Source organism: Arcticibacterium sp. (genome assembly GCF_055134445.1).
The window spans coordinates 1-19,592 of record NZ_JBSRVI010000087.1; the positions used below are offsets into that span (position 1 = coordinate 1).

Below are 19,592 nucleotides of genomic sequence, written 5' to 3' on the forward strand. Positions count from 1 at the left end.
ACTTAGACAGGTTCTCTGCCAAGTTTAAGCAGTCTTTAATCGATGCTTACAAACCCCTTAGAGAAGGAACAGAGATAGCACCTAGGGGAACCGTTTTAGCCTCAGAAAAAACGGGAGGTGAAATGAACGTTTCTCCTACCATAAGCCCTGACGGCAAGTATATTGCTTATATTTCTTCTAAAAATGTACTTTCCCTAGACATTTTTATAGTAGATGCTGAAACGGGCAAAACCATTAAAAAAATCTCTTCTAACTCTTTTGCTGGTCATGTAGACTCTTACAGTTTTATAGAAACAGCCGGAACATGGTCACCAGATAGTAAAAACTTGGCTATCGTAGTTCAATCCAAAGGGCAAAATAAACTGAGTATTATAAATGCTGCTAACGGGAGCAAAAAGACCTATGGTATTAAAGGGGTAGACGCCTTTTCTAATCCGGCGTGGTCTCCAGATGGAAATACCATCGTGGTTTCTGGTCTAGTAGAAGGTAATTCAGATTTATATTCATTTAATCTGAAATCTAAAGAAGTGGTAAATCTGACCAATGACGAGTTTTCAGATATTCAACCCAGCTGGTCGGCAGATGGAAGATACGTTTATTTCGTTTCTGACAGAAATGATGGATATATAAGATTAGAGAAAGCCAACCTAAGCATTAATAGAATTGAAATGTCCACAAGAAAAGTGGAAAATTTCGACATTTTTAAAGGAGCAGATAATTTCAATCCAGTTTCTGACCCAACCGGCGAAAACATTGTTTTCTTATCCGACAGAGATGGTTTTAGGAACTTATATAAGTACAATATTGCCTCTAGAAATCTGACTAAGCTTACTAATTTCTATACGGGCGTTAGTGGAATCACCATGTTTTCGCCTGCTTTAAGCATGGCCTCCGAAAATGGAGATATTGCCTATTCTTACTTCTTAGATGGCTCTTACAGCATTTTAAAAGCCAAACCTAGTGATTTGCTCAATGAACCAGTTGAAAATACGGTTAACAAACTGGCGGGAAAGTTGGCACCTTTAGATTGGAAAGATGGGAGAGACTTGGTTCAAACGAATCTGAACAAACAGGGTTTGGTTTCGAGGACAAGAACAAGTACGCTTCTTGAGAAATCCTACAAGCCATATTTCAAGCTCGATTATTTGGCCAATTCTGGTCTTGGGGTTTCTACATCAAGATTTGGTACGGGAGTAGGAGGCGGAATTACCGCCCTTTTCAGTGATATGCTAAACAATAACCAACTTTCTGCCACCGTAGCTCTCAATGGAGAAATACAAGACTTTGGAGGGCAGTTTTTCTATTTGAACCAGAAAAATCCATTACAATTTGGAGCTTCTGTATCACACATTCCTTATCAGTTTTTGATAGGATATGAAACTGAGATTTTGGATACGTTAGGACAAAGTGGAAACATAGATTACTATAACGCCATATTAAATAGGCAAATAGCCCGAATATTCATTGATGATTTTTCTGTTTTCGCTTTTAGACCTTTAAGTAAAACAAAAAGGTTAGAAATAGGTGGCTCAGTGGCATTCTATTCTGCCAGTGTTAAAGAATATCCAGAATATGCCAGGATAGGTTTAAGCCCAACAGGTTATTTAGCTGATTATTACTCTTTAGGGTCCGATAGACCGGTAAAACTAAATAGGTCAGAATATCCCGACAATTTTCAGTTTGAGCCATTTAATTTAAATAGTGTATACGCTGCTTTTGTAGGAGATAATGCCACTTTCGGGACAGTTGCTCCACTTAATGGACATAGATATAGATTTCAGGTTGGGCAGTATTTTGGTTCTACCAGTTACACAGATGTACTCATTGACGCTAGAAAATATCAGTTCCTGAAACCAGTAACATTAGCGGCGAAGTTTCAATATAACGGAAGATTGAACCCCAATAATCTCGATTTACTAAATCAAATAAATCCACTGTATCTGGGCTATCCATGGTACATGCATGGGTTTTATGGTAAAGCCTTTTCAAAACAGCAGGCAGACGGCCAAATTACCCAACAAGCACTTTCTGGGGAGCAACTGGCCGTCGCTAACTTTGAAATTAGACTACCATTTACAGGACCTGAGCAAATTGCCTTAATCCCGTTCAATTTTGTTCCTAGCGATTTAAACTTCTTTATGGATGCTGGAATGGTTTGGTCCAAAGAAAAGAAAATAGGAGAGGTCAGCACATTCCCAACCATAGGAAACTCCGTCATAGATTTTAAGAACGACTTAATCGTAACCACGGGACTTAGTTTAAGAATTAACGTCTTGGGTTATCTCATTCTTGAACCCTATTTTGCTTTACCATTTTATAATGGCGGAAAAAAACCTGTCGTTACTGGAGTAAACTTTATGATTCCTGGATGGTAATTTTAAAAGTTCTATTATATTTGCGACCGTAATAGAGAAACTACTCTTTTAAAGATTTAGAAAGTGTCGTTTTAAAAGGGAATTAGCTCTCCCGATAGTTATCGGGAGGCAGGCGTTTGACACATATTTGGGGAATTAGCTCAGTTGGCTAGAGCGTTTGACTGGCAGTCAAAAGGTCGCAGGTTCGATTCCTGTATTCTCCACACCTATCACCTATGACCTGGTCAGCGTGATTTTTTTTTATTCTCACCATGGTTAATTCGTGGTGAGTTTTTTTTTAATATAGCCTATTGTTTCGTTATAACTATAATGATAGTAAATCAGGAATAGTAACTTCACCGACATCCCTATGAAAAGAAACAAAGACGGTTCGCTAATTTTTACTTCGAATAGTAAATTTAAACTGCTTCAGCACGACCTGAGTTCTCCATCTCGGGTAGACACGTTTTTTGTGCCTTATGAAATAGTAACACTTTATACCGACAAAGGCACCGAAATAGAAGCTTTAAAGTATGTGGAGAGCAATGCCCTTTATTTAGAAATGGATTCAAAAAAGGGTGGTGATTTGGTCTACAAGAATTTTGTCGACTATGAGTTTGACGAAATACCGCAAAACAGGCATTTCTCTTTTAACTGTCACGGTAAAACCTTTTGTGATTCAGAATTTTGGCTAGATAAACCAGAGATGGTGGAACAGATAGTAAATGAGGAGTATAAATATTCCGAATTCAATCCAGAAAATAACAACTGTGATGCCTTACTGCTCTATTTAGATAATTCACTGGTGCACTCCGTGAGCATTAATAATAAGAACGAAGTTTCAGGTAAAAACGGAACGCTAGATACGTGTTTTGAAACCTCGGTAACGGAATTTTTACGTTTTACAGCTTATGAATACGACAAGATTTTGATTTTAGAGAAAACATACAAACCTACTTTTGAAAGCAAGTATGCCATTTTGACGCCCAATTGAGAAATGTCAGATTAAAAAAGGCAGGTCCCATTTTAGATGAGACCTGCTTTTTTAACCTATCTATAGGCCTGTAATTGCTCAATTAAAGCATTGTTCTCTTTTCCTTTCCCTACGGTTATTCTTAAACAGTCATCGCAGAGTACCACATTTGTTCTGTCTCTAACAATTATCTTTTTCTCAATCAGATAGTTAAAGATAGATTTTGCATCCTTAAATTTAACGAGCAATTGGTTTGAATCTGATGGATAAATATGTCTTACAGACTCCAACTCTATCAATTTCTTGTAGAGTTTAAATCGCTCTTCTAGTATTTTCTCTACAAACTTATCTTTTTTGCTTTCGTTATCTAAAACCTCTAAAATAAGTTTTTGAGATACTAAGTTTAAGTTATAAGGATATTTAATCTTATTTAAAATCTTAATAAGATCTTCGTGAGCAAAAGCCATTCCTACCCTTAATCCAGCCATGCCCCAGGCTTTTGAGAAAGTTTGGAGTACGACCAGATTCTCAAACTCACCTAGGCGTCCAATAAAAGATGGCTGCGTAGAGAAATCGATATAGGCCTCATCTATGATCACCAGACATTTTGGATAAGCTCTTAAAAGGCTTTCAATAGCACTGACATTAATAAGATTGCCCGTTGGATTATTAGGCGAACAAACCCATATGGCTTTGGTTTTATCATCTACTTTGGAAGCAATATCCTCCAAATCTAACTGAAAGTCTGGCGTTAAATTACTTTTTCGAGCCTCTACTTGCTGAATATCTGCACATACTTGGTACATACCATAGGTAGGCGGTAGCAGCAAAATATTATCTTCTTTCGGCTCGCAAACAGTTTTAATAATAAGGTCTATGGCCTCATCGGAGCCATTTCCTAGAAATATTTGCTCAGGTCTGGCTCCTTTAAGCCTACCCAATTTTACTTTAATTTCCCTTTGATAAGGATCTGGATACCTATTTAGGTTTTTACCAGCCACCGAACCATATGGATTTTCATTGGCATCAAGAAAAATACCTTCCTTTCCTGTATACTCATCTCGTGCAGAACTGTACGGTTTAAGCTCTAAAAGGTGCTTTCTTACCAAAAGATTTATTATCGACATATTAAATGATTATGCTCATAACTCGAGCGTGACAAACATCATGTGCAAACATACAAAGCCCTGTGAATTCTTTTTCTAATTTTGTGCTGCAAAAATACTGACAATGATGGATAGAAAAGAAATAGAGGACTTTTTTAAAGATTTACAGGACGAAATATGTCAATCTTTAGAAAAAACGGATGGAAAAGCGAAGTTTCAAGAAGACATTTGGAGCCATAAAACGGGTGGGGGAGGAAGAACTCGCTTAATTCAGAACGGTCATATTTTAGAAAAAGGGGGCGTTAACTTTTCGGCCGTTGAAGGACCACTGGGAGAGGATATGAAAAAGGCCTTAAAAATAGAAGATGACGCCGACTTCTTTGCAACTGGCGTTTCCATCGTACAGCATCCTAACAGCCCTATGGTTCCCATCATTCACATGAATGTAAGGTACTTTGAACTTTCTAACGGAACATACTGGTTTGGCGGGGGGATAGACCTGACACCACATTATTTAGATGCCGACCAAGCCAAATGGTTTCACGAGCAGCTAAAAACAGTTTGTGATAAGCACGACCTAAACTTTTACGCAGACTTTAAAAATAGAGCCGACGACTACTTCTATTTATCTCATAGAGAAGAAACCAGAGGCGTTGGAGGTATTTTCTTTGACCATCTCAACGAAAAAAGTCTAGCGATGAGTAAAGAGCAGATATTCAATTTTGTGAAGGATGTGGGACGCATTTTTGCTCCTATATACACACATCTCATTGCCATGAACGCCGAAAAGACCTTTACCCAGAAAAACAAAGACTGGCAATACTTACGTCGTGGTAGGTATGTAGAGTTTAATCTTGTGTGGGACAGAGGCACCAAATTTGGTTTAGTGACCGGAGGCAGAACAGAATCCATATTAATGAGCCTTCCACCGCAAGCCAATTGGGAGTATTGCCATGAAGTAGAAAGTGGATCTCATGAAGAGTTAACACTGAACGCCTTAAAAAAAGGTATCAACTGGGTATAAGCAACTCAATTAAAGTTTAAAGCAGACAAATCCCAGCTTTGGCTGGGTGCTAAATAAAGAAAGCCCTTTTCTATTGATAAAGGGCTTTCTATGTTATTATGAAATAACTGCCCAGTGCCTAAGCCTTGAGGTAAAAGACTGTCTTTGGTCGCGGTATATTGAGCTATGGCGTTTAAGCCTACATTGGACTCTAAAGCAGATGTAATCCACCAACCAATGTTTTTCTTTTCACAAAGCCCCATCCATTCATCAGTATTTCTAAATCCTCCTAATAAGGTCGGTTTAAAAATCAGAAACTGAGGCTTTATCAAGTTTAATAACTCATTTCTAGAATTTCCATTTATGCCAATAAGTTCTTCGTCTAAGGCTATTGGAACAGGCGTAGAACCACATAAGGCAGCCATTTTTTCCCATTGATTGGCTTTTATAGGTTGTTCTATGGAATGGATATCGAGTTTCGACAGGACTTTTAAAACTTCATGTGCTTCACTTTCTTCAAAACCGCCGTTGGCATCCACCCTTAAGGTCAACTCGTCTTTGGGGAAGTTGGAACGGATACTTTGAAGGAGTTTATACTCCGTATCAAAGTCAATGGCACCAATCTTCATTTTTAGGGTTCTAAAGCCTGCTTTAAGCTTTGACACTATCTGGTTACTCATAAAAGCCTCATCACCCATCCAAATAAGCCCATTTATTTCTAAGTCGCTTTTACCCTGACTGAAAGCATTGTCAAAAAGTAAGCGTTTACCACCGTTTATTAAATCATAAACGGCCATTTCAAAAGCAAACCTTATAGAAGGCCAGCGATTAAATAACTCCGAATGAATGGCTTCTATAAGCTCTTTTTCTGTAAGGCTTTCGCCATTAAACTTATCTATAAAGATTTTAAGATAATCCTCAAACTGCGGTTTATAATCTACCGAGAGACCCTGCAAAGGTGCTGCTTCGCCTAAACCAAATATTTCTGGATTGCTTTCATCAAACAATTTTATAAAGTAAGTATCCTTGGTCTTAAGAATACCACGAGAAGTACCGGCGTCAAATTTAAAATTTAACGTATGTTTGCAATAGCTGGCTTTGAGTGTCATATTTTATCAAAAATCGAAATTACATAATTGAAAAGGTTTTTTAAGACTTTCTTGTTCCCATTTGCCATTCTTTATGATGTCATCACCAGAATCAGAAATTTTCTTTTCGATCAAGGATTATTCAAAACTTATGTGCCTCCAGTTTTCAGTATAGGCGTTGGAAACCTAAGCGTTGGCGGCACAGGGAAAACGCCTTTCATTTCTTTTTTAATTGAGGCCTTTGAGGGACAAAAAATAGCGGTGCTTAGTCGCGGTTATGGAAGAAACACCAAAGGCTACCTCGCCATAAATAAAGAGGCCACGCCAGATACCGTGGGAGACGAAATGTACATGCTCTTTCAAAAGCATCAAAGTGCGGCCAGGTTCTTTGTTTGTGAAAACAGAAAAACGGGCGTAGAAAACTTACTCGCCGCCTATCCAGATACAAAAATTATTCTTTTTGATGACGTCTTCCAACACAGGCATGTAAGTCCACAATTACTCATATTATTAACCACCTACGCCGCCCCATTTTTTAAAGATTACCTCCTGCCTTTTGGTAGATTAAGAGAGGCTAGAAAAGGAGCAAGACGAGCAGATCTGGTGGTTGTGACCAAATCGCAACGGGCTGATACTGAAACAAAAAAAGGCTTTGAGCAGAAAATCGTCCAGTTTATTCCAGAACATACCCCTGTATATTTTAATTATCAAGCATTTGACGCTCCGTCTAACATTTTCGACAAAAAGCTAAAAAGCGGTGAAAATGTGAAGGTTATATCAGGAATCGCCGACAATGAATCTTTCGCTTTTGAATTGAGTAAACAGTATCAGCTAGCAGAAAAACACTTCTATGCTGATCATCATCATTATCAAAAAGGGGAAATACTGGCTATTCTTCATGCCGAACCGTCTATGCCTATTGTCACTACAGAAAAGGATTTCGTCAAAATCAAATTCCTCTTATCGGTGGAACAATTAGCTTTATTTTATGTTTTGAAACTTACTTCAAAGTTTTCTGAAAAAGAATCTGAGTTTTTAAGAAAATTTATGACAGATTTTAAAAGCTTTCAAGACAGAAAGGGTTCTTTAAATAATGGCTAAATTTGCCTCGAAATCAATAATACTTAATGAATAGCAGTCGCATTCTTTTGTTTCTTGGGCTTTTAATTCCTGCTTTAGGACATTCACAAATTTTGGATGACAGTACCAAACAGGTTTACGGACCAACGAGCACCGGTTATTTGTTTGAAAGAAACTTTCTTGCAGACGATACCACCCTTATTCATCCAGATACCTTAATAGATGGATTTAGGTTCATGACCATCAATAAGGCCAATGGCTTTTTATGGCAGGACCTTGGAAACGAAGGCACCGCAGCCAGATCCATGTTATTCGTATCGCCTACCAATGCCTTCACAGAAACGGGTTTAAAAGCTTTTAGTGATTTTTATGCCCCAAAGGTCTCGGAAATAAAATATTATAATACCAGATCTCCATACACCGATATGGCGTACCTTCAAAGCTCTAACGGGCTTATGAATGTAGGCTTTACACATACTCAAAATATTAAACCAAACTGGAACCTCGCCTTAAGCTCTCATAGAATAGCGTCTTCCAAGCAGTATTCTGCCAGCACCAGTGAAGATAGGCTGATAGACCACTGGGATGTTACCTTTAGTACCAATTATAACTCAGAAAATAAAAAGTATACCTTTCTAGGTGCCTTTATTCATTTTAACCACAAACAAAAAGAGCAAGGTGGTATTCAGCCCCGTGACGGCGTAGATTTTATTGACAAGTCTAACTTAGACAGAAATTATAATACCAGTTATCAGCAGCTTTTAAGTGGTGTGGAGTCTCGTGAAAGATGGAATAACTATCATGTTTATCACCAGTACCAGCTTTCTAAGGAAATTCAGGTCTTTCACACCTTTGATTTAGAAAGGCAGAAATACTTTCATTCAGATACGCTGATTAGTCAAAATTATGAAGCGGGTCTTTATCCAGACACCGTTTTAGCAGAAAAGAGCAGAACCTACTACCTGTTCAATAATATTCAAAACAGGTTTGGCTTTAAGGGCTTTTACAAAGGTTTTAAATACAATGTAGGCCTTACAAACAGAATTTATAGTTATGCCGCCCTGCATAATGGGGATAAGGCGGAGCCTCAAACCGAGTTTTTGGTGGGCGGAAACGCAGGATACTGGTTTGCAGACAGTAGCAATTATCTAAACACAGATTTCTATTTGGGTTTTGGTGATAAACCTAATATTTACTTACACTCAAAACTTAGATTCAAAGGATTTGACTTGGGTTTTAAATTTATCACAAAACCCGCATACCTATTTTATCAGAACTTTAGCAGCCCTATGCTGTCTTGGGAAAACAGCGATTTTAAAAACGTAACACATACAGAGGCTTCAGGGAAATACCTTTTCAAAGGCGAGAAAGCATGGTTTGAACCCAGTGCCAAGATAAATCTGGTGAGTAATCATTTGTACTTTGACCAAAATTTAAGCCCTAAACAGCTGTCTTCTGAGGCTTTCATATATAGCTTAAGTCTGGCGGCAGGTATTCAGTTAAACAACTTCAAGGTATCCAACAAAATTATTCTTTCTCAAGCAGATAATAAGGATGTGTTCAGAATTCCAAGTGTCATCAATAACACCAATCTGGAATTTCATCTTTTTTACGCCAATGTACTACATGTGTATCTAGGGTCTGATATATATTATCGTTCTGCTTATAAAGGAGACGCCTATTCACCGACTTTAAGAGGCTTTTATCTACAAGATACGCAGCCAGTTTGGGGCGTGCCCGTGGCAGATATCTATACCAATTTCGTAGTAAAAAGAGTTAAGTTGGCCTTTAGCTTTAATTTCATTAACCAGGGGCTGCCTAATAATGGCTTTTATACCAGTCCAGATTATTTGGCCATGGCCAGAACCTTCTTTATAAAAGTAGATTGGCCGCTGTTCGACTAAATTTCTTCTAACAGAGATTGAAAGTAAAGATATTGACCAGCATACTTAGCATCTAGCAAGCTTAGAAATTTGATTTTATGCTGCTCTTCTATACCGTTATGGATATCCATATCCTTAAGGAATATTTGAACGGAAATATTCTGTCCTCCAGTCTCTACCTCTGAAATAAGTTTGAATGCTTTCACATCATTAACACCCTCTATCTCTAATAAGAAAGGGATAACATCTTGTTTTAAGCTACGCTCAAACAAAAGAGCATGTGAATACTCTACGCTAAAAGTAAAACTTGATAAAATCAATGATATTATTTGATTGGAGCTGGCTTAAGAATAATATGCTCCGCAGTGAAATACGCACCAAAAAGAATACAAGTGTATAAAATGTCACCAAACAGCATGTTTCTGAAGAAAGGAATTCCAGCGGTATAAGAAGCCAAAATACCCGTCATATTATGCGTGTATCCTTGAAAATCGTTTGCAGCACTAGCCACAGGATAGAAAAAAGCGAAATTGGTTAGTAAAAAGAATGCAACGGCACCAGCTACAGAACTAAATACAATCTTTAGTAAGGATATCTTCTTTAAAAGAGCAAACCCTATTAAAGCAATGCATAAATAACCAGAATAAACTAACCAAGTACCAGAATGAAAGCCGTATCCTGTATTCAGGTGAATAAGGGCATCACTAGAAACAATCGCTATCAAAGGAACAATTATCTTCCATTTACCCTCAAAGGCAAATACAGAAAATAGTATTACAGCCGTTATAGGAGTAAAATTCATTGGATGAGACACCAATCTTGATAGGGCTGCAAACACCACCAAACAAATAGCAGTTATAATAAGTTGTTTATTTTTCATCATTATTCACGTTTGCACAAAAATAGTACTTGTATTATGAGAAATCAAGTATTCAAGCTAGAGGCATTTAATTATATTTGTAATCAAACTCATTGAGAGAAGCTTTGTCGAAACAATTCTATGCTCTTTTTATTCTCCTAACTTCTTTTGAGCAACTTAAAGCTCAGAACTTTTTAGGCATTGGTTCTAGCAATTATGCTGGAACGCATGGCGTGATGTTAAATCCCGCCAATGCCGTAGATTCCAGATATCAGGTCTATATCAACTTGGCAGCCGCGGGTACAGAAATACATAATAACTATGCCAGATGGAACGCTCCCTATTCCTTATTTAGGTTAAGTAGCGGAACGGTGAATGCCAAATACCGATCTGATATTTCTGGTAAACCCATCTGGCGACCAGACTATTATAAATTCACCAAAGCCAATAATGCCAAAGCATATATCAATACCGAGATACGCGGGCCTGCTATACAGTTTAGTTCGCCAAAACACGGTGTAGGTATTGCCGCTGGCGTACGGTTTAGACTCCTAAATTCCTTTGGAAATACTTCGACGAACATTGCCACGGCCATTTTAACAGGAACTAAAAATCCAGTCTTGCACAACCAGACGTTCCGTAATGAGACCTTTCAAATGAACGTAGGGGCTTTTAATGAGTTCTTTGTGAGTCTTGGTAAAGTCATAAGACAGGATAATGAGAATTTTCTTAAAGTAGGAGCTACCCTTAAAAGGGTCACCAGTAACCTAAGCTTAAATCTTGTGGGCGAAGGCGTGGATTATTTGATTGAGCCTGCTCCACCAACTAATAAATATCAAAATATTACGGTAGATAAAACCAAGGGGACATTTTTCCATGCCTCGCAAAATGCCGTTCCGTCTTTTTCTTGGATGCTGAACGAAATGACCTCGCTCAATGGAGTAGGAGCTGGTTTTGCGGGTGATATTGGTTTTGTTTTTGAAAAAAGACCGAATTATTCCAGACAAAGATATAAGTACAAGGGGGCTTACATTCCAGACCCAAACATCAATAAATACAGTTATAAAATAGGGGTAGCACTTCAGGATATCGGTTTTGTGAAATATGCCGACCCACAACTGGTGCAGGTAGGGCAGGTAGACAGCCAAAATGACTTTATTCCGCCGGCTACTTTTTATCAACTAACTTCTACAGACGAGTTTATCCAAGACTTAGAAGAAGTGTACTCATTAGACCCAAGTACATATTTGAATTCTTACCGGGTTTTTATGCCCGCTACTCTGGTTATTCATGGCGACTATCTAGTGAGAGAAGGATTTTATGTCAGTGCTGTTTTACGACAGTTTCTTCTAGGTAAAAGCAAGCTAGGCCCTGTGGGGTTTTCTGGCTTAAGTATCATTCCTCGTTTTGAAAAGAAAAACCTCGAAGTCAGTTTTCCTGTATCCTTAGATAACGACTACCAAAACTTCAATTTTGGAGCTTCACTGAGAGCAGGACCCTTGTTCTTTGGTTTTGATAATGTGACAGGTGTCTTGGGTTTAGGAAAACCCAGAGGCCTTTCTGTACATGCTGGATTAAGCCTATTTTTAGGTCATAAACGTCCTAAAAATAAACTTATGGACTGCCCTGTTCTTCAAGAAAGTAGTTTTAGTTTGAAAGATTGGCTGAAAAGACGGAAGTAAAAAGAGCTGGAAAACACTATTAATGTATGGGTCCTGGTTTGGAGCCCCAGCGGCATCACATTTATATTAAATCTCACTTGGCTCGGCTTTTAACTTAGCAGGAATGTTCATCAGCCTTAATTTGACAAAAAGAACATTCTTTCAAACCAGAGGTTTGAAAGCACCGCACAGACTCTGGAAGCATAGAGAGCAAATCTTTGTCCTATTTTATTTTTATTTGCGGTAGCCAACGGTTTAGAACAGTAGTTTCCCTTAGTATATAATTGTTTGTAGGTGTTGCAGATGGTGATTTTTCTTTTTGGTTAGTAGAATCTATATGATTTGTAATTCCTATTCCAATTAAAGTAGCGATAGCACTTGCAATAACAAACAATATTATTGCTACTATCCAGTTGTCTTTAGCGGCGTAAAAAATAGCTGCGGGACCAATTCCGTAAACCTGGAAAATGTTGCTTTTAGTTTTCAAATCTCCTTCAACAGAAAGTGATATCACATTGTGCATATTGTCTACCTTGCGAAGGGTAGATTGGTGTAGTGCAACATAATCACCATTGTTAAATGCACTAGCTTCATCTTCACCATTCAAAAAGCTCGCCATAGTAACTTTATTCAAGCAATAAAGTGATTCCATTCTTGGGTGTGGCGAATATTGTTTGCCATAAATGTCAACAAATAGTCTGGCTAAGTCAATCTTTAAATTGTCGTTTATTGGAACTGGTGTACCTTCCAATACTCTATATCGATGATTAATTGCCTCAAATCCGAAATTTATATTTCGCATGTTAATATGAATCCATTTGTATTCTAGATGTCTATTAACAAAATCGAAATACTCGTCCAACATTTCTTTCTCTAGTTGATTGTAGTGTTGATTAATTTGTTCAGGAAGAATTCCTTTTAATTCAGCCATTTTATGAATAGAAAAAGAGTGCGTTTGAGCATTTCTTACATAGCGAACCGCAATTGATGTAATTCGAGGAGTGTTTCCTTGAGGTAAATTGAAAAAACTTTCACACGAATAATGAATAACTAAGTATTCAGAGGGATTATCACTTATTAGTCTAAGGGTTTCTTTTGCCTTATTTCTTTTTTTACTTCTTTCCGATGCTTTCGACATTTTATTTTTTTTTCAAACACTCACGGACAATGGAATATATCCAGCGTACTTACTTATAGATGCCGTGAATTTGCGAAAACGAACCCATTTCACCTAGCTTATATTTATTTTTCGGTAGATTGTACTATATGTCTAGAACAAGTGTTCATAAGCCTTTAGCCCCGATCTTTGAGGTCTTTTCGACTTCTGCTCAGCTGGGCTTACTTTCCCCGATCTCCTTAATCCATTCTAAATAGGACTTTGGGTCCTGAATTAGCGTTTTCCATACTTCAATAAGCACCTCTTCCAGTAAAGGAAGAATTTTGTCAAATTGATGATTAAAGATTCTGAGTTCTCTATTAAAGTCCGCTTCATAACCGTGAGCAATTGAGTTTCGGTATTTATATGCTTTACTGACCCAAGTTCCGAGAGTATTTGAGCAAGAACCTTTAAGTCCTACTTTGGAAATTATAGATTTAAAATTTGCGTGATTTTCGCCCAAATTGTCTAAAGCTTTTTTGATGTATTGAGCCTTTTTTGACATAATTACAGAAGGATCCATTAATAAACCTTCCAAAACGGAAAATAATGCAAGAATCCTAAATCTTGACGAAATTGAGATTTCATTTAAGAAGACGTAGGTTTGAAAGTTGTGAGTCATAAATTTGAAATCCTTGGGGTCAAGATTAAGTTGTGCCATTTTATAAATATTGTCCTTTAACATTTGAAGTGTATTTAACTCAGATGAACTAAATTTAATTGATTCGATTCGATACATTGAGTAAAGGACTTCTGCTATATTTAGTATTCGTTGAGGCTGCTTCGTATCGGAGAGCATTAACAGGTGAGCAGACAGAGACTCACTAGTGTCATTTTTTACAAAATAGAATGTAAACATAATGGAAAAATGACACTTAAATAGAAGAAAGGCTAATTGTATTCTAGTAGAATCAATTGGATAATTTGCGTCTTTTACATTTTCAATTTCAAGAATAGTATAATTAATTTCTTCATAGTCAATACGCTCGCCACATTGTCCCCCTTGCCAACTCTTGGTGGTTTTAAAATTATGAGAACTATCTGCACTATCTGAAATCGACAAATAATTAGTTAAGTGCCAGTAAATTATTGCCTTTTCCGTCTCATTAGCTTTTCTTAGTAAAAATCCATCTCCTAAATCGTAACTACTCACTCCATCTAGCTCAATGGGATAATTTAAAAAAGCAAAAGGCTTTTGGTTTTTGTCATATGGAAAGTTTATAACTCTTGTCATCTTTTAGATGTTTAAAACATGTCAGTTTTATATTTAACAATCATTCCATGAATCTCTCATATATTTTAATATCCAACTGTATCTGGTTGTTATGAGATTTGTTTGTCAGACTGTGAATTTGTAGAAACTAATTCACCAAGCCAATATAAACTTATTAAACGGTGTAAAACTTCTAAGCAATGTAGCATTTTTTGATGCCTAAAAATCTATCCCTCATCTTTGAGTTATGGTAAAAGAAATTTCATTAAAAGAGGCGAATGATTTCCTAAAAGCGGGTAAGATTCTGAGACAGTTGTCGCCTAACCATTAGAAAGCTTGGAACCGATTGTTATGTATTTCCCAAAGAAAGGCCTTTATCATGGATGGTGCTAGAACCGTTATTATCTTAAACCAGAATACTTTTTACTTGGAGTGGTGATAAAATGAGGCAATTATAGTAAACCAGCTGCACTTTGGAGCGGCTGGTTTAAACTTTTCCTAGACTAAGTCAAAGTAATAATTTTACATCTAGTCTCCAGGTTCATGTTTATGTGGCTTTAATTTTGGATGCTTAGGTTTCGTCTCGGGATTAACACGTCTCCTTCTGTCAGGAGTGCCATCTTCTTTTTTAGGTTTTGGCCCTGGCTTAATTGCTTCAATTGTTTCCATGAATTTAATTTATATTTAATAATTCCTTTATGAATAGTGAAGTTGTAAAAACGATTTCATCCAGCCTATAAAAACTTATTAAACGGTATAAAACTTCTAAGCAATTTAGCAATTTTTGAAGCTTAAAAATCTATCCCTCATATTTGAGTTACAGTAAAAGAAATTTCATTAAAAGAGGCCAATGATTTCCTAAAAGCGGGTAAGATTCTGAGACAGTTGTCGCCTAACCATCAGAAAGCTTGGAATGGATTGTTATGTATTTCCCAAAGAAAGGCCTTCATCATGGAAGGTGCTAGAACCGTTATTATCTTAAACCAGAATACTTTTTAATTGGAGGAGTGAATGAGTACATAAAAACTTAAAAAGTGCCTTTAAAGCATTTCTTACTTCGCTCTCTCAAGCTTTCAGCGATAATAGTGGGGGAGGGCAGGCAACTGTAAAGAGATTTAATAACAGAATTATTCCATTCAAACAGCGGTTTGAAAGCCTTAAACTACGCCGCCAGCATTCGAGAGCTCTGATTCATTTGAATTGTACTTTATAAAATGGGCATAAAAAAGCCCGTATCTCTTGAATATCAAGAACATACGGGATTTTGTGACGATGAGGAGAACCCCCCTTTATGCCACTTAATTCCCATATAGTCAATTAGTTATGAAAAGTTGATACATGTATCAACTTTGTCCAATTCGTTTATTGATTGCTTTTCAATGTTTCGACTTTAGTATTTAATTTCTCCAGCTCTTTTAATATTTTCTCCTGCTGTTCTTCCATTTTGGTGGCGTTTCCTTGATATCCAAAAAACTCGTTTGGCTCTATTTTTAAAAGCATGAATAGCCTATTTAGGTATTGGCTTTTCATATTGTTGGTTTTCATGGCATACTTAAGCCCTTTTAACGGAATCCCTATAAACTGACTAATTGACTTTAGGTCTTTTACTTGTATAAAACCGTCTGCTTCGTTTTCTCTTATGTAAGCCTCAATTATGGTTTGTATTGATTTCATGTCTCCCATATGTTACTTGTTTTTATTTTGGTTTAAAGTAGTATTATCCTTTCTCTGAAAGATTCTCAATGATTCTTGTTAGGCTCTCTATTTGCCGCTCGTAAAATTCCTTAGTTTCTGTATCAATTGTTTTTCTTTTACCGTATTCACTTAAAGGTTCTGCTGCTATTGATGTTTCATATGATGTGTGATTATCAGCACTTATGTATATAAAATACTCCGTTGGTTCTACTTCCATAGCTTTACATATATCCACGAATGCATCAAGTTTCATTGAATTGTTTTTAATCATTTTGTCAAATCCGTTTTGTGAAATCCCTGCACGGTCATAAACAAGCCTCTTGCTAAGCTTTTTCTTAAACATTACTTGGACTATCCATTCGCCCACGGGTGTATTATCCTCCATATATGTATATTTTAATCTATTTGTTTTGAAATACGCACCAACGTGCGTACACTTGTAATGTAAACTGTCAGTTGACAACGTAAAATTATAGTTTCCATTATGAGCAAACAAAAACAAATCATGCACCCATTATCTGAAAAGTTCGATAAACTAGGAATTAGGCAACAAAGGCATTACAGGAAAGCTTGGTTGGATGTTACTGAAATGACCCGTCAAAATTTTGGCAAAAGAATCCAACGACCTCATATTATTGACCTCGTATTGTGGAGATATATATTTTCTGAAATCATGGTTATTGATGACATCTACAAACATGAAGTTGGGGCAATAATAGAAAAAGGCATTACCCCTTGGAATGGGCAAATGAATATTTATTCAGCCGCTAAAAATCCTAAGAAATGAAAGTACTAAAAGCCGCCGCCGTTGTCCTGCTTCTTTGTATTGTCGTGCCTTGCATGGCTCTAATTCTGATTCTTGATAAGAGTAATACAAAACCACTTTGAATATGATAAACTATTGCGTGAACTGTGAGAATTGCAATTTCTCAGAATTGCATTTAGAGTATAGGGAAATGAAAGTACAGGGGTTTGGAGAACTTAACGTTTTGTTGTGCCAAAATCATCTAAATAAAGGAAAAAGGCATTTAGACTCTTATGTACAAAAGGATGCGAGTTGCCCCGAATTTAAAATAAGAAATACACCGCTTAAGAAACATTCAAAAAGGTCATTAGCTAATAATGACAAATACAGTAGATGAACTCATTGAAACATGGAAAAAAACTATCTAAATGCTGTACCGCTTAGAGCCGTACAGGAAATAAAAGAGCTTCTTAACCTAGAAGAAAATAGGCTTACAAAGAAGGTGCAATTCTGGAAGGAAAAAGGAGAATTGAACAAATACCAGCTAGAAGAATGTGAACAGTTCTTAAGATTAAAGAGCCTTACCGCCACTATTATTGAAACATTTACAGAAATGGTTTTAACTGGTGGCCTAGATACTGCTAATGATGTTAACAAAGAAAAGAACCTATTAACAGAAATCTATAAACCCCTGCTGGAGATGTCGGAACGGGGTGCAATAGCCGTTTTTAATATGTCTTGGAATAAATACCGCTCCGATATTTCGGAATTCTTTGTTAAATATGAGAAAATGGAGGATATCCCCTACAGCGTTCAAACCTCCATGTATTTATTTTTTAAGTGCTTTGTTAAATACGATAGCTTGACACTTGATGACAGTTTAGGAAAGCTAAAAACTAAACTTGATATATGAGTAAAGGACTTGCCGAAATGATAGGCAAAAAAGGGGATAAACCTTTACTATCTAATGAAATCAAAAAAAGAGACTGGAACGCCGAATGTTCTATTCATATTGGAATGAACATACCAGACGTAGAACCAACCATATTCTTGCGTAATAGTTGGGTATGTACTAATGGAGGTATTATGCTTTTAGTAGGGCAAAAGAAAGCTGCAAAATCAGTCGGTTTGACTATGATAATGGAATCTGCTCTATCTGACTACTCCGACCACTCCAAAACGCTGTTTTTTAACGCCAATAAGCAAACAAAAAAGATTGTTTACATAGATACAGAACAGCATAGGAGTAGAACACGAAAGTTTATTGTCAAAATCTGTAAAAAGCTGGAGATTGATAAACAGCCTGAAAACCTTATTTTTTACAACGTGGCAAGGTTCACCGTAAATGAACGTAAGGAGTTTCTTAAACAAGTCATCTACCCAATGGCGAACGAAATCGGATTGCTAATTATAGACGGTCTAATTGATTTTCATAAATCAATGAATGATGAAGTTGAGGCCAAAGAATTCTATGACGAATTCTTTAAAAGTATTCCTGAAAATGTAAGCGTTGTTCCTGTTATGCATTCGGGTAAAGGCTCGTCTGATAGTCAAGGCCACGTGGGTTCACTTTGGGAAAAAAGAGCCGCTGGTGTAATACATTTTTCTAAGGATAGAAAAAACGGAGTATTTACAATTACTAGTAGGTATATAAGGGATTCAGAAGACTTTGAAGACGTAAATTTTAGATATGACGATTCTATCAAAGATTTCAGGGTATTAAATGAAGGGGATTTAAAAAACATTGCAGCCAAAACCCAAGACGATAAGATTGCAGATTTCCAAGACCTAGTAAACCGCATTTTTGTAGGTTCTGAAACCCAAACTAAACAACAGATAATAGAAGGAATCGGAAACCGTGACAATACAATAAACAAAGAAGTAAAAGCCGATAGCCTGAAAAAGTCAATAGCCAGAAGGTTTAAGGACTTGCTAGAATTTGAAATTATCAAGCTAGAAGGGAAAGACAATTACATTAAGAATTTTAACCAAACCAACCAAAATGAAAGCAATAATTAACACCCATGAGTATTACTGGAAGTGTAGAGCCAATAATCCAGAATTTGACACAATCGTAAGCTTAAATAGTTTTTGTATAGAAAGCCGTTTGAACATTCTTAAAGGTTTACTAGAACAAGACAGGATTGAAGTATTAAGAATTGACATGATTTCTGACTTGGTAGAAAGTAGAACGGACGAAATCGAATGCAAAGAACTGTTGAAGTTACTGGAAGATAGCGGTAAAAAAATTGAGTTGGTAATTCCTGAAAACCTAGCATACCAAAACGGGTATTTGTATCAAATCATATCAAGAAAATCAAATCACTTTACATTAATAAATCAATGAACTATAAGATAAAATCTAAGATAATTACAGCTTCGATTGTCCTACCAATTTGGGCTTTGATTCTATTATTTGTCCATGTATCAGAAGACTTGAAATACGGGGATTCTCTTCAAATTTTTCTGTTCGTCTGCTCTTTTGTAGTAGGTCTTAATGTTGAAATTATTTACAACCGAATATTAGATTATTACAAGCCACTTAAGAGAATTCCACCGCTTGATATTGTCGCCTTTGTAGCATTAGGCTTGATTCTAACAATCTTAGAAGAAAATGAATTTTTAACCAAACCAACCAATAAATAAATGATTATAACTTTCAAACTTTTCATTCTTATCTATTTAGGCCTTTTAGCTACCCAATTCAATGGGTTAAAAAAACGGTTGAAAGCGTTCAAATTCCCTGAACATGAACCCGAAATTCATGTTTATATAG

The 19,592-nt window shown here is 36.6% G+C and carries 20 protein-coding genes and 1 tRNA gene; 12 read left to right on the forward strand and 9 right to left on the reverse strand.

The genetic code is table 11. The features are described 5' to 3' along the window. From ACTBZY_RS11665 to ACTBZY_RS11675, 3 genes are all read left to right on the forward strand, one after another. A partial coding sequence (locus ACTBZY_RS11665) for a BamA/TamA family outer membrane protein (protein WP_463046521.1) occupies positions 1-2,375 on the forward strand: 2,375 nt, incomplete at its 5' end. A gap of 129 nt (positions 2,376-2,504) precedes the next feature. Then, a tRNA-Ala gene (locus ACTBZY_RS11670) sits at positions 2,505-2,578 on the forward strand. 146 nt (positions 2,579-2,724) lie between these two features. Further along, a complete protein-coding gene (locus ACTBZY_RS11675) occupies positions 2,725-3,348 on the forward strand; it encodes a hypothetical protein (RefSeq protein ID WP_463046522.1) in 624 nt (207 codons plus the stop codon). A gap of 56 nt (positions 3,349-3,404) precedes the next feature. On the opposite strand, the gene hisC is transcribed toward ACTBZY_RS11675, so the two are convergent. After that, a complete protein-coding gene (gene hisC / locus ACTBZY_RS11680; RefSeq protein WP_463046523.1) occupies positions 3,405-4,454 on the reverse strand; it encodes a histidinol-phosphate transaminase in 1,050 nt (349 codons plus the stop codon). A gap of 103 nt (positions 4,455-4,557) precedes the next feature. Between hisC and hemF the strand changes: the two genes are divergently transcribed. Continuing rightward, positions 4,558-5,457 carry an oxygen-dependent coproporphyrinogen oxidase gene (hemF, locus tag ACTBZY_RS11685; protein ID WP_463046524.1) on the forward strand — a complete coding sequence of 300 codons (900 nt, stop codon included), beginning with the start codon at positions 4,558-4,560 and terminating at the stop codon, positions 5,455-5,457. Between the two features lie 5 nt (positions 5,458-5,462). On the opposite strand, the gene ACTBZY_RS11690 is transcribed toward hemF, so the two are convergent. Next, positions 5,463-6,545 carry an o-succinylbenzoate synthase gene (locus ACTBZY_RS11690; RefSeq protein ID WP_463046525.1) on the reverse strand — a complete coding sequence of 361 codons (1,083 nt, stop codon included), beginning with the start codon at positions 6,543-6,545 and terminating at the stop codon, positions 5,463-5,465. A gap of 27 nt (positions 6,546-6,572) precedes the next feature. On the opposite strand from ACTBZY_RS11690, the gene lpxK reads away from it, so the two are divergent. Together lpxK and ACTBZY_RS11700 are read left to right on the forward strand one after the other, a co-directional pair. Continuing rightward, entirely contained in the window at positions 6,573-7,625 is a 1,053-nt protein-coding gene (gene lpxK, locus ACTBZY_RS11695; protein ID WP_463046526.1) for a tetraacyldisaccharide 4'-kinase, read from the forward strand. Between the two features lie 26 nt (positions 7,626-7,651). Continuing rightward, positions 7,652-9,508 (forward strand): putative porin, encoded by a 1,857-nt coding sequence (locus tag ACTBZY_RS11700; RefSeq protein ID WP_463046527.1) that lies wholly within the window; start codon positions 7,652-7,654, stop codon positions 9,506-9,508. On the opposite strand, the gene ACTBZY_RS11705 is transcribed toward ACTBZY_RS11700, so the two are convergent. Continuing rightward, positions 9,505-9,807 carry a DUF4286 family protein gene (locus ACTBZY_RS11705; protein WP_463046528.1) on the reverse strand — a complete coding sequence of 101 codons (303 nt, stop codon included), beginning with the start codon at positions 9,805-9,807 and terminating at the stop codon, positions 9,505-9,507. The two genes, ACTBZY_RS11700 and ACTBZY_RS11705, sit on opposite strands and share 4 nt — an antisense overlap. Before the next feature lie 5 nt (positions 9,808-9,812). Beyond that, complete coding sequence (locus ACTBZY_RS11710) at positions 9,813-10,370, reverse strand: DUF6580 family putative transport protein (RefSeq protein ID WP_463046529.1); 558 nt, start codon at positions 10,368-10,370, stop codon at positions 9,813-9,815. A gap of 101 nt (positions 10,371-10,471) precedes the next feature. On the opposite strand from ACTBZY_RS11710, the gene ACTBZY_RS11715 reads away from it, so the two are divergent. Then, positions 10,472-12,028: a hypothetical protein gene (locus ACTBZY_RS11715; RefSeq protein WP_463046530.1), complete on the forward strand. Its 1,557-nt coding sequence runs from the start codon at positions 10,472-10,474 to the stop codon at positions 12,026-12,028. Positions 12,029-12,230: 202 nt separating this feature from the next. Here the strand turns inward: ACTBZY_RS11715 and ACTBZY_RS11720 are convergent, their stop codons facing one another. From ACTBZY_RS11720 to ACTBZY_RS11740, 5 genes are all read right to left on the reverse strand, one after another. After that, the gene (locus ACTBZY_RS11720; RefSeq protein ID WP_463046531.1) at positions 12,231-13,145 is read right to left on the reverse strand and encodes a hypothetical protein; all 915 of its coding nucleotides are present in this window, start codon (positions 13,143-13,145) and stop codon (positions 12,231-12,233) included. Between the two features lie 190 nt (positions 13,146-13,335). Then, positions 13,336-14,397, reverse strand: coding sequence for a hypothetical protein (locus ACTBZY_RS11725; protein ID WP_463046532.1), 1,062 nt, complete (start codon positions 14,395-14,397; stop codon positions 13,336-13,338). Between the two features lie 507 nt (positions 14,398-14,904). Beyond that, entirely contained in the window at positions 14,905-15,045 is a 141-nt protein-coding gene (locus ACTBZY_RS11730) for a hypothetical protein (RefSeq protein ID WP_463046533.1), read from the reverse strand. A 693-nt stretch (positions 15,046-15,738) separates the two neighbouring features. Then, positions 15,739-16,050 (reverse strand): hypothetical protein, encoded by a 312-nt coding sequence (locus tag ACTBZY_RS11735; RefSeq protein ID WP_463046534.1) that lies wholly within the window; start codon positions 16,048-16,050, stop codon positions 15,739-15,741. Positions 16,051-16,093: 43 nt separating this feature from the next. Further along, positions 16,094-16,456, reverse strand: coding sequence for a helix-turn-helix domain-containing protein (locus ACTBZY_RS11740; protein WP_463046535.1), 363 nt, complete (start codon positions 16,454-16,456; stop codon positions 16,094-16,096). A 99-nt stretch (positions 16,457-16,555) separates the two neighbouring features. Between ACTBZY_RS11740 and ACTBZY_RS11745 the strand changes: the two genes are divergently transcribed. The 5 genes from ACTBZY_RS11745 to ACTBZY_RS11765 all read left to right on the forward strand — a co-directional run bounded on the left by ACTBZY_RS11745 (position 16,556) and on the right by ACTBZY_RS11765 (position 19,462). Then, positions 16,556-16,858: a hypothetical protein gene (locus ACTBZY_RS11745; RefSeq protein WP_463046536.1), complete on the forward strand. Its 303-nt coding sequence runs from the start codon at positions 16,556-16,558 to the stop codon at positions 16,856-16,858. A 367-nt stretch (positions 16,859-17,225) separates the two neighbouring features. Further along, positions 17,226-17,729, forward strand: a complete 504-nt coding sequence (locus ACTBZY_RS11750; RefSeq protein ID WP_463046537.1) for a hypothetical protein — start codon at positions 17,226-17,228, stop codon at positions 17,727-17,729. Beyond that, on the forward strand, positions 17,726-18,835 hold the full coding sequence (locus tag ACTBZY_RS11755; protein ID WP_463046538.1) for an AAA family ATPase: 1,110 nt from the start codon (positions 17,726-17,728) through the stop codon (positions 18,833-18,835). Before ACTBZY_RS11750 ends, ACTBZY_RS11755 begins: the two co-directional genes overlap by 4 nt. Beyond that, positions 18,819-19,163 (forward strand): hypothetical protein, encoded by a 345-nt coding sequence (locus tag ACTBZY_RS11760; protein WP_463046539.1) that lies wholly within the window; start codon positions 18,819-18,821, stop codon positions 19,161-19,163. The genes ACTBZY_RS11755 and ACTBZY_RS11760 overlap by 17 nt, the downstream gene beginning before the upstream one ends. Then, positions 19,160-19,462, forward strand: coding sequence for a hypothetical protein (locus ACTBZY_RS11765; RefSeq protein WP_463046540.1), 303 nt, complete (start codon positions 19,160-19,162; stop codon positions 19,460-19,462). The genes ACTBZY_RS11760 and ACTBZY_RS11765 overlap by 4 nt, the downstream gene beginning before the upstream one ends. Positions 19,463-19,592 lie beyond the last annotated feature (130 nt).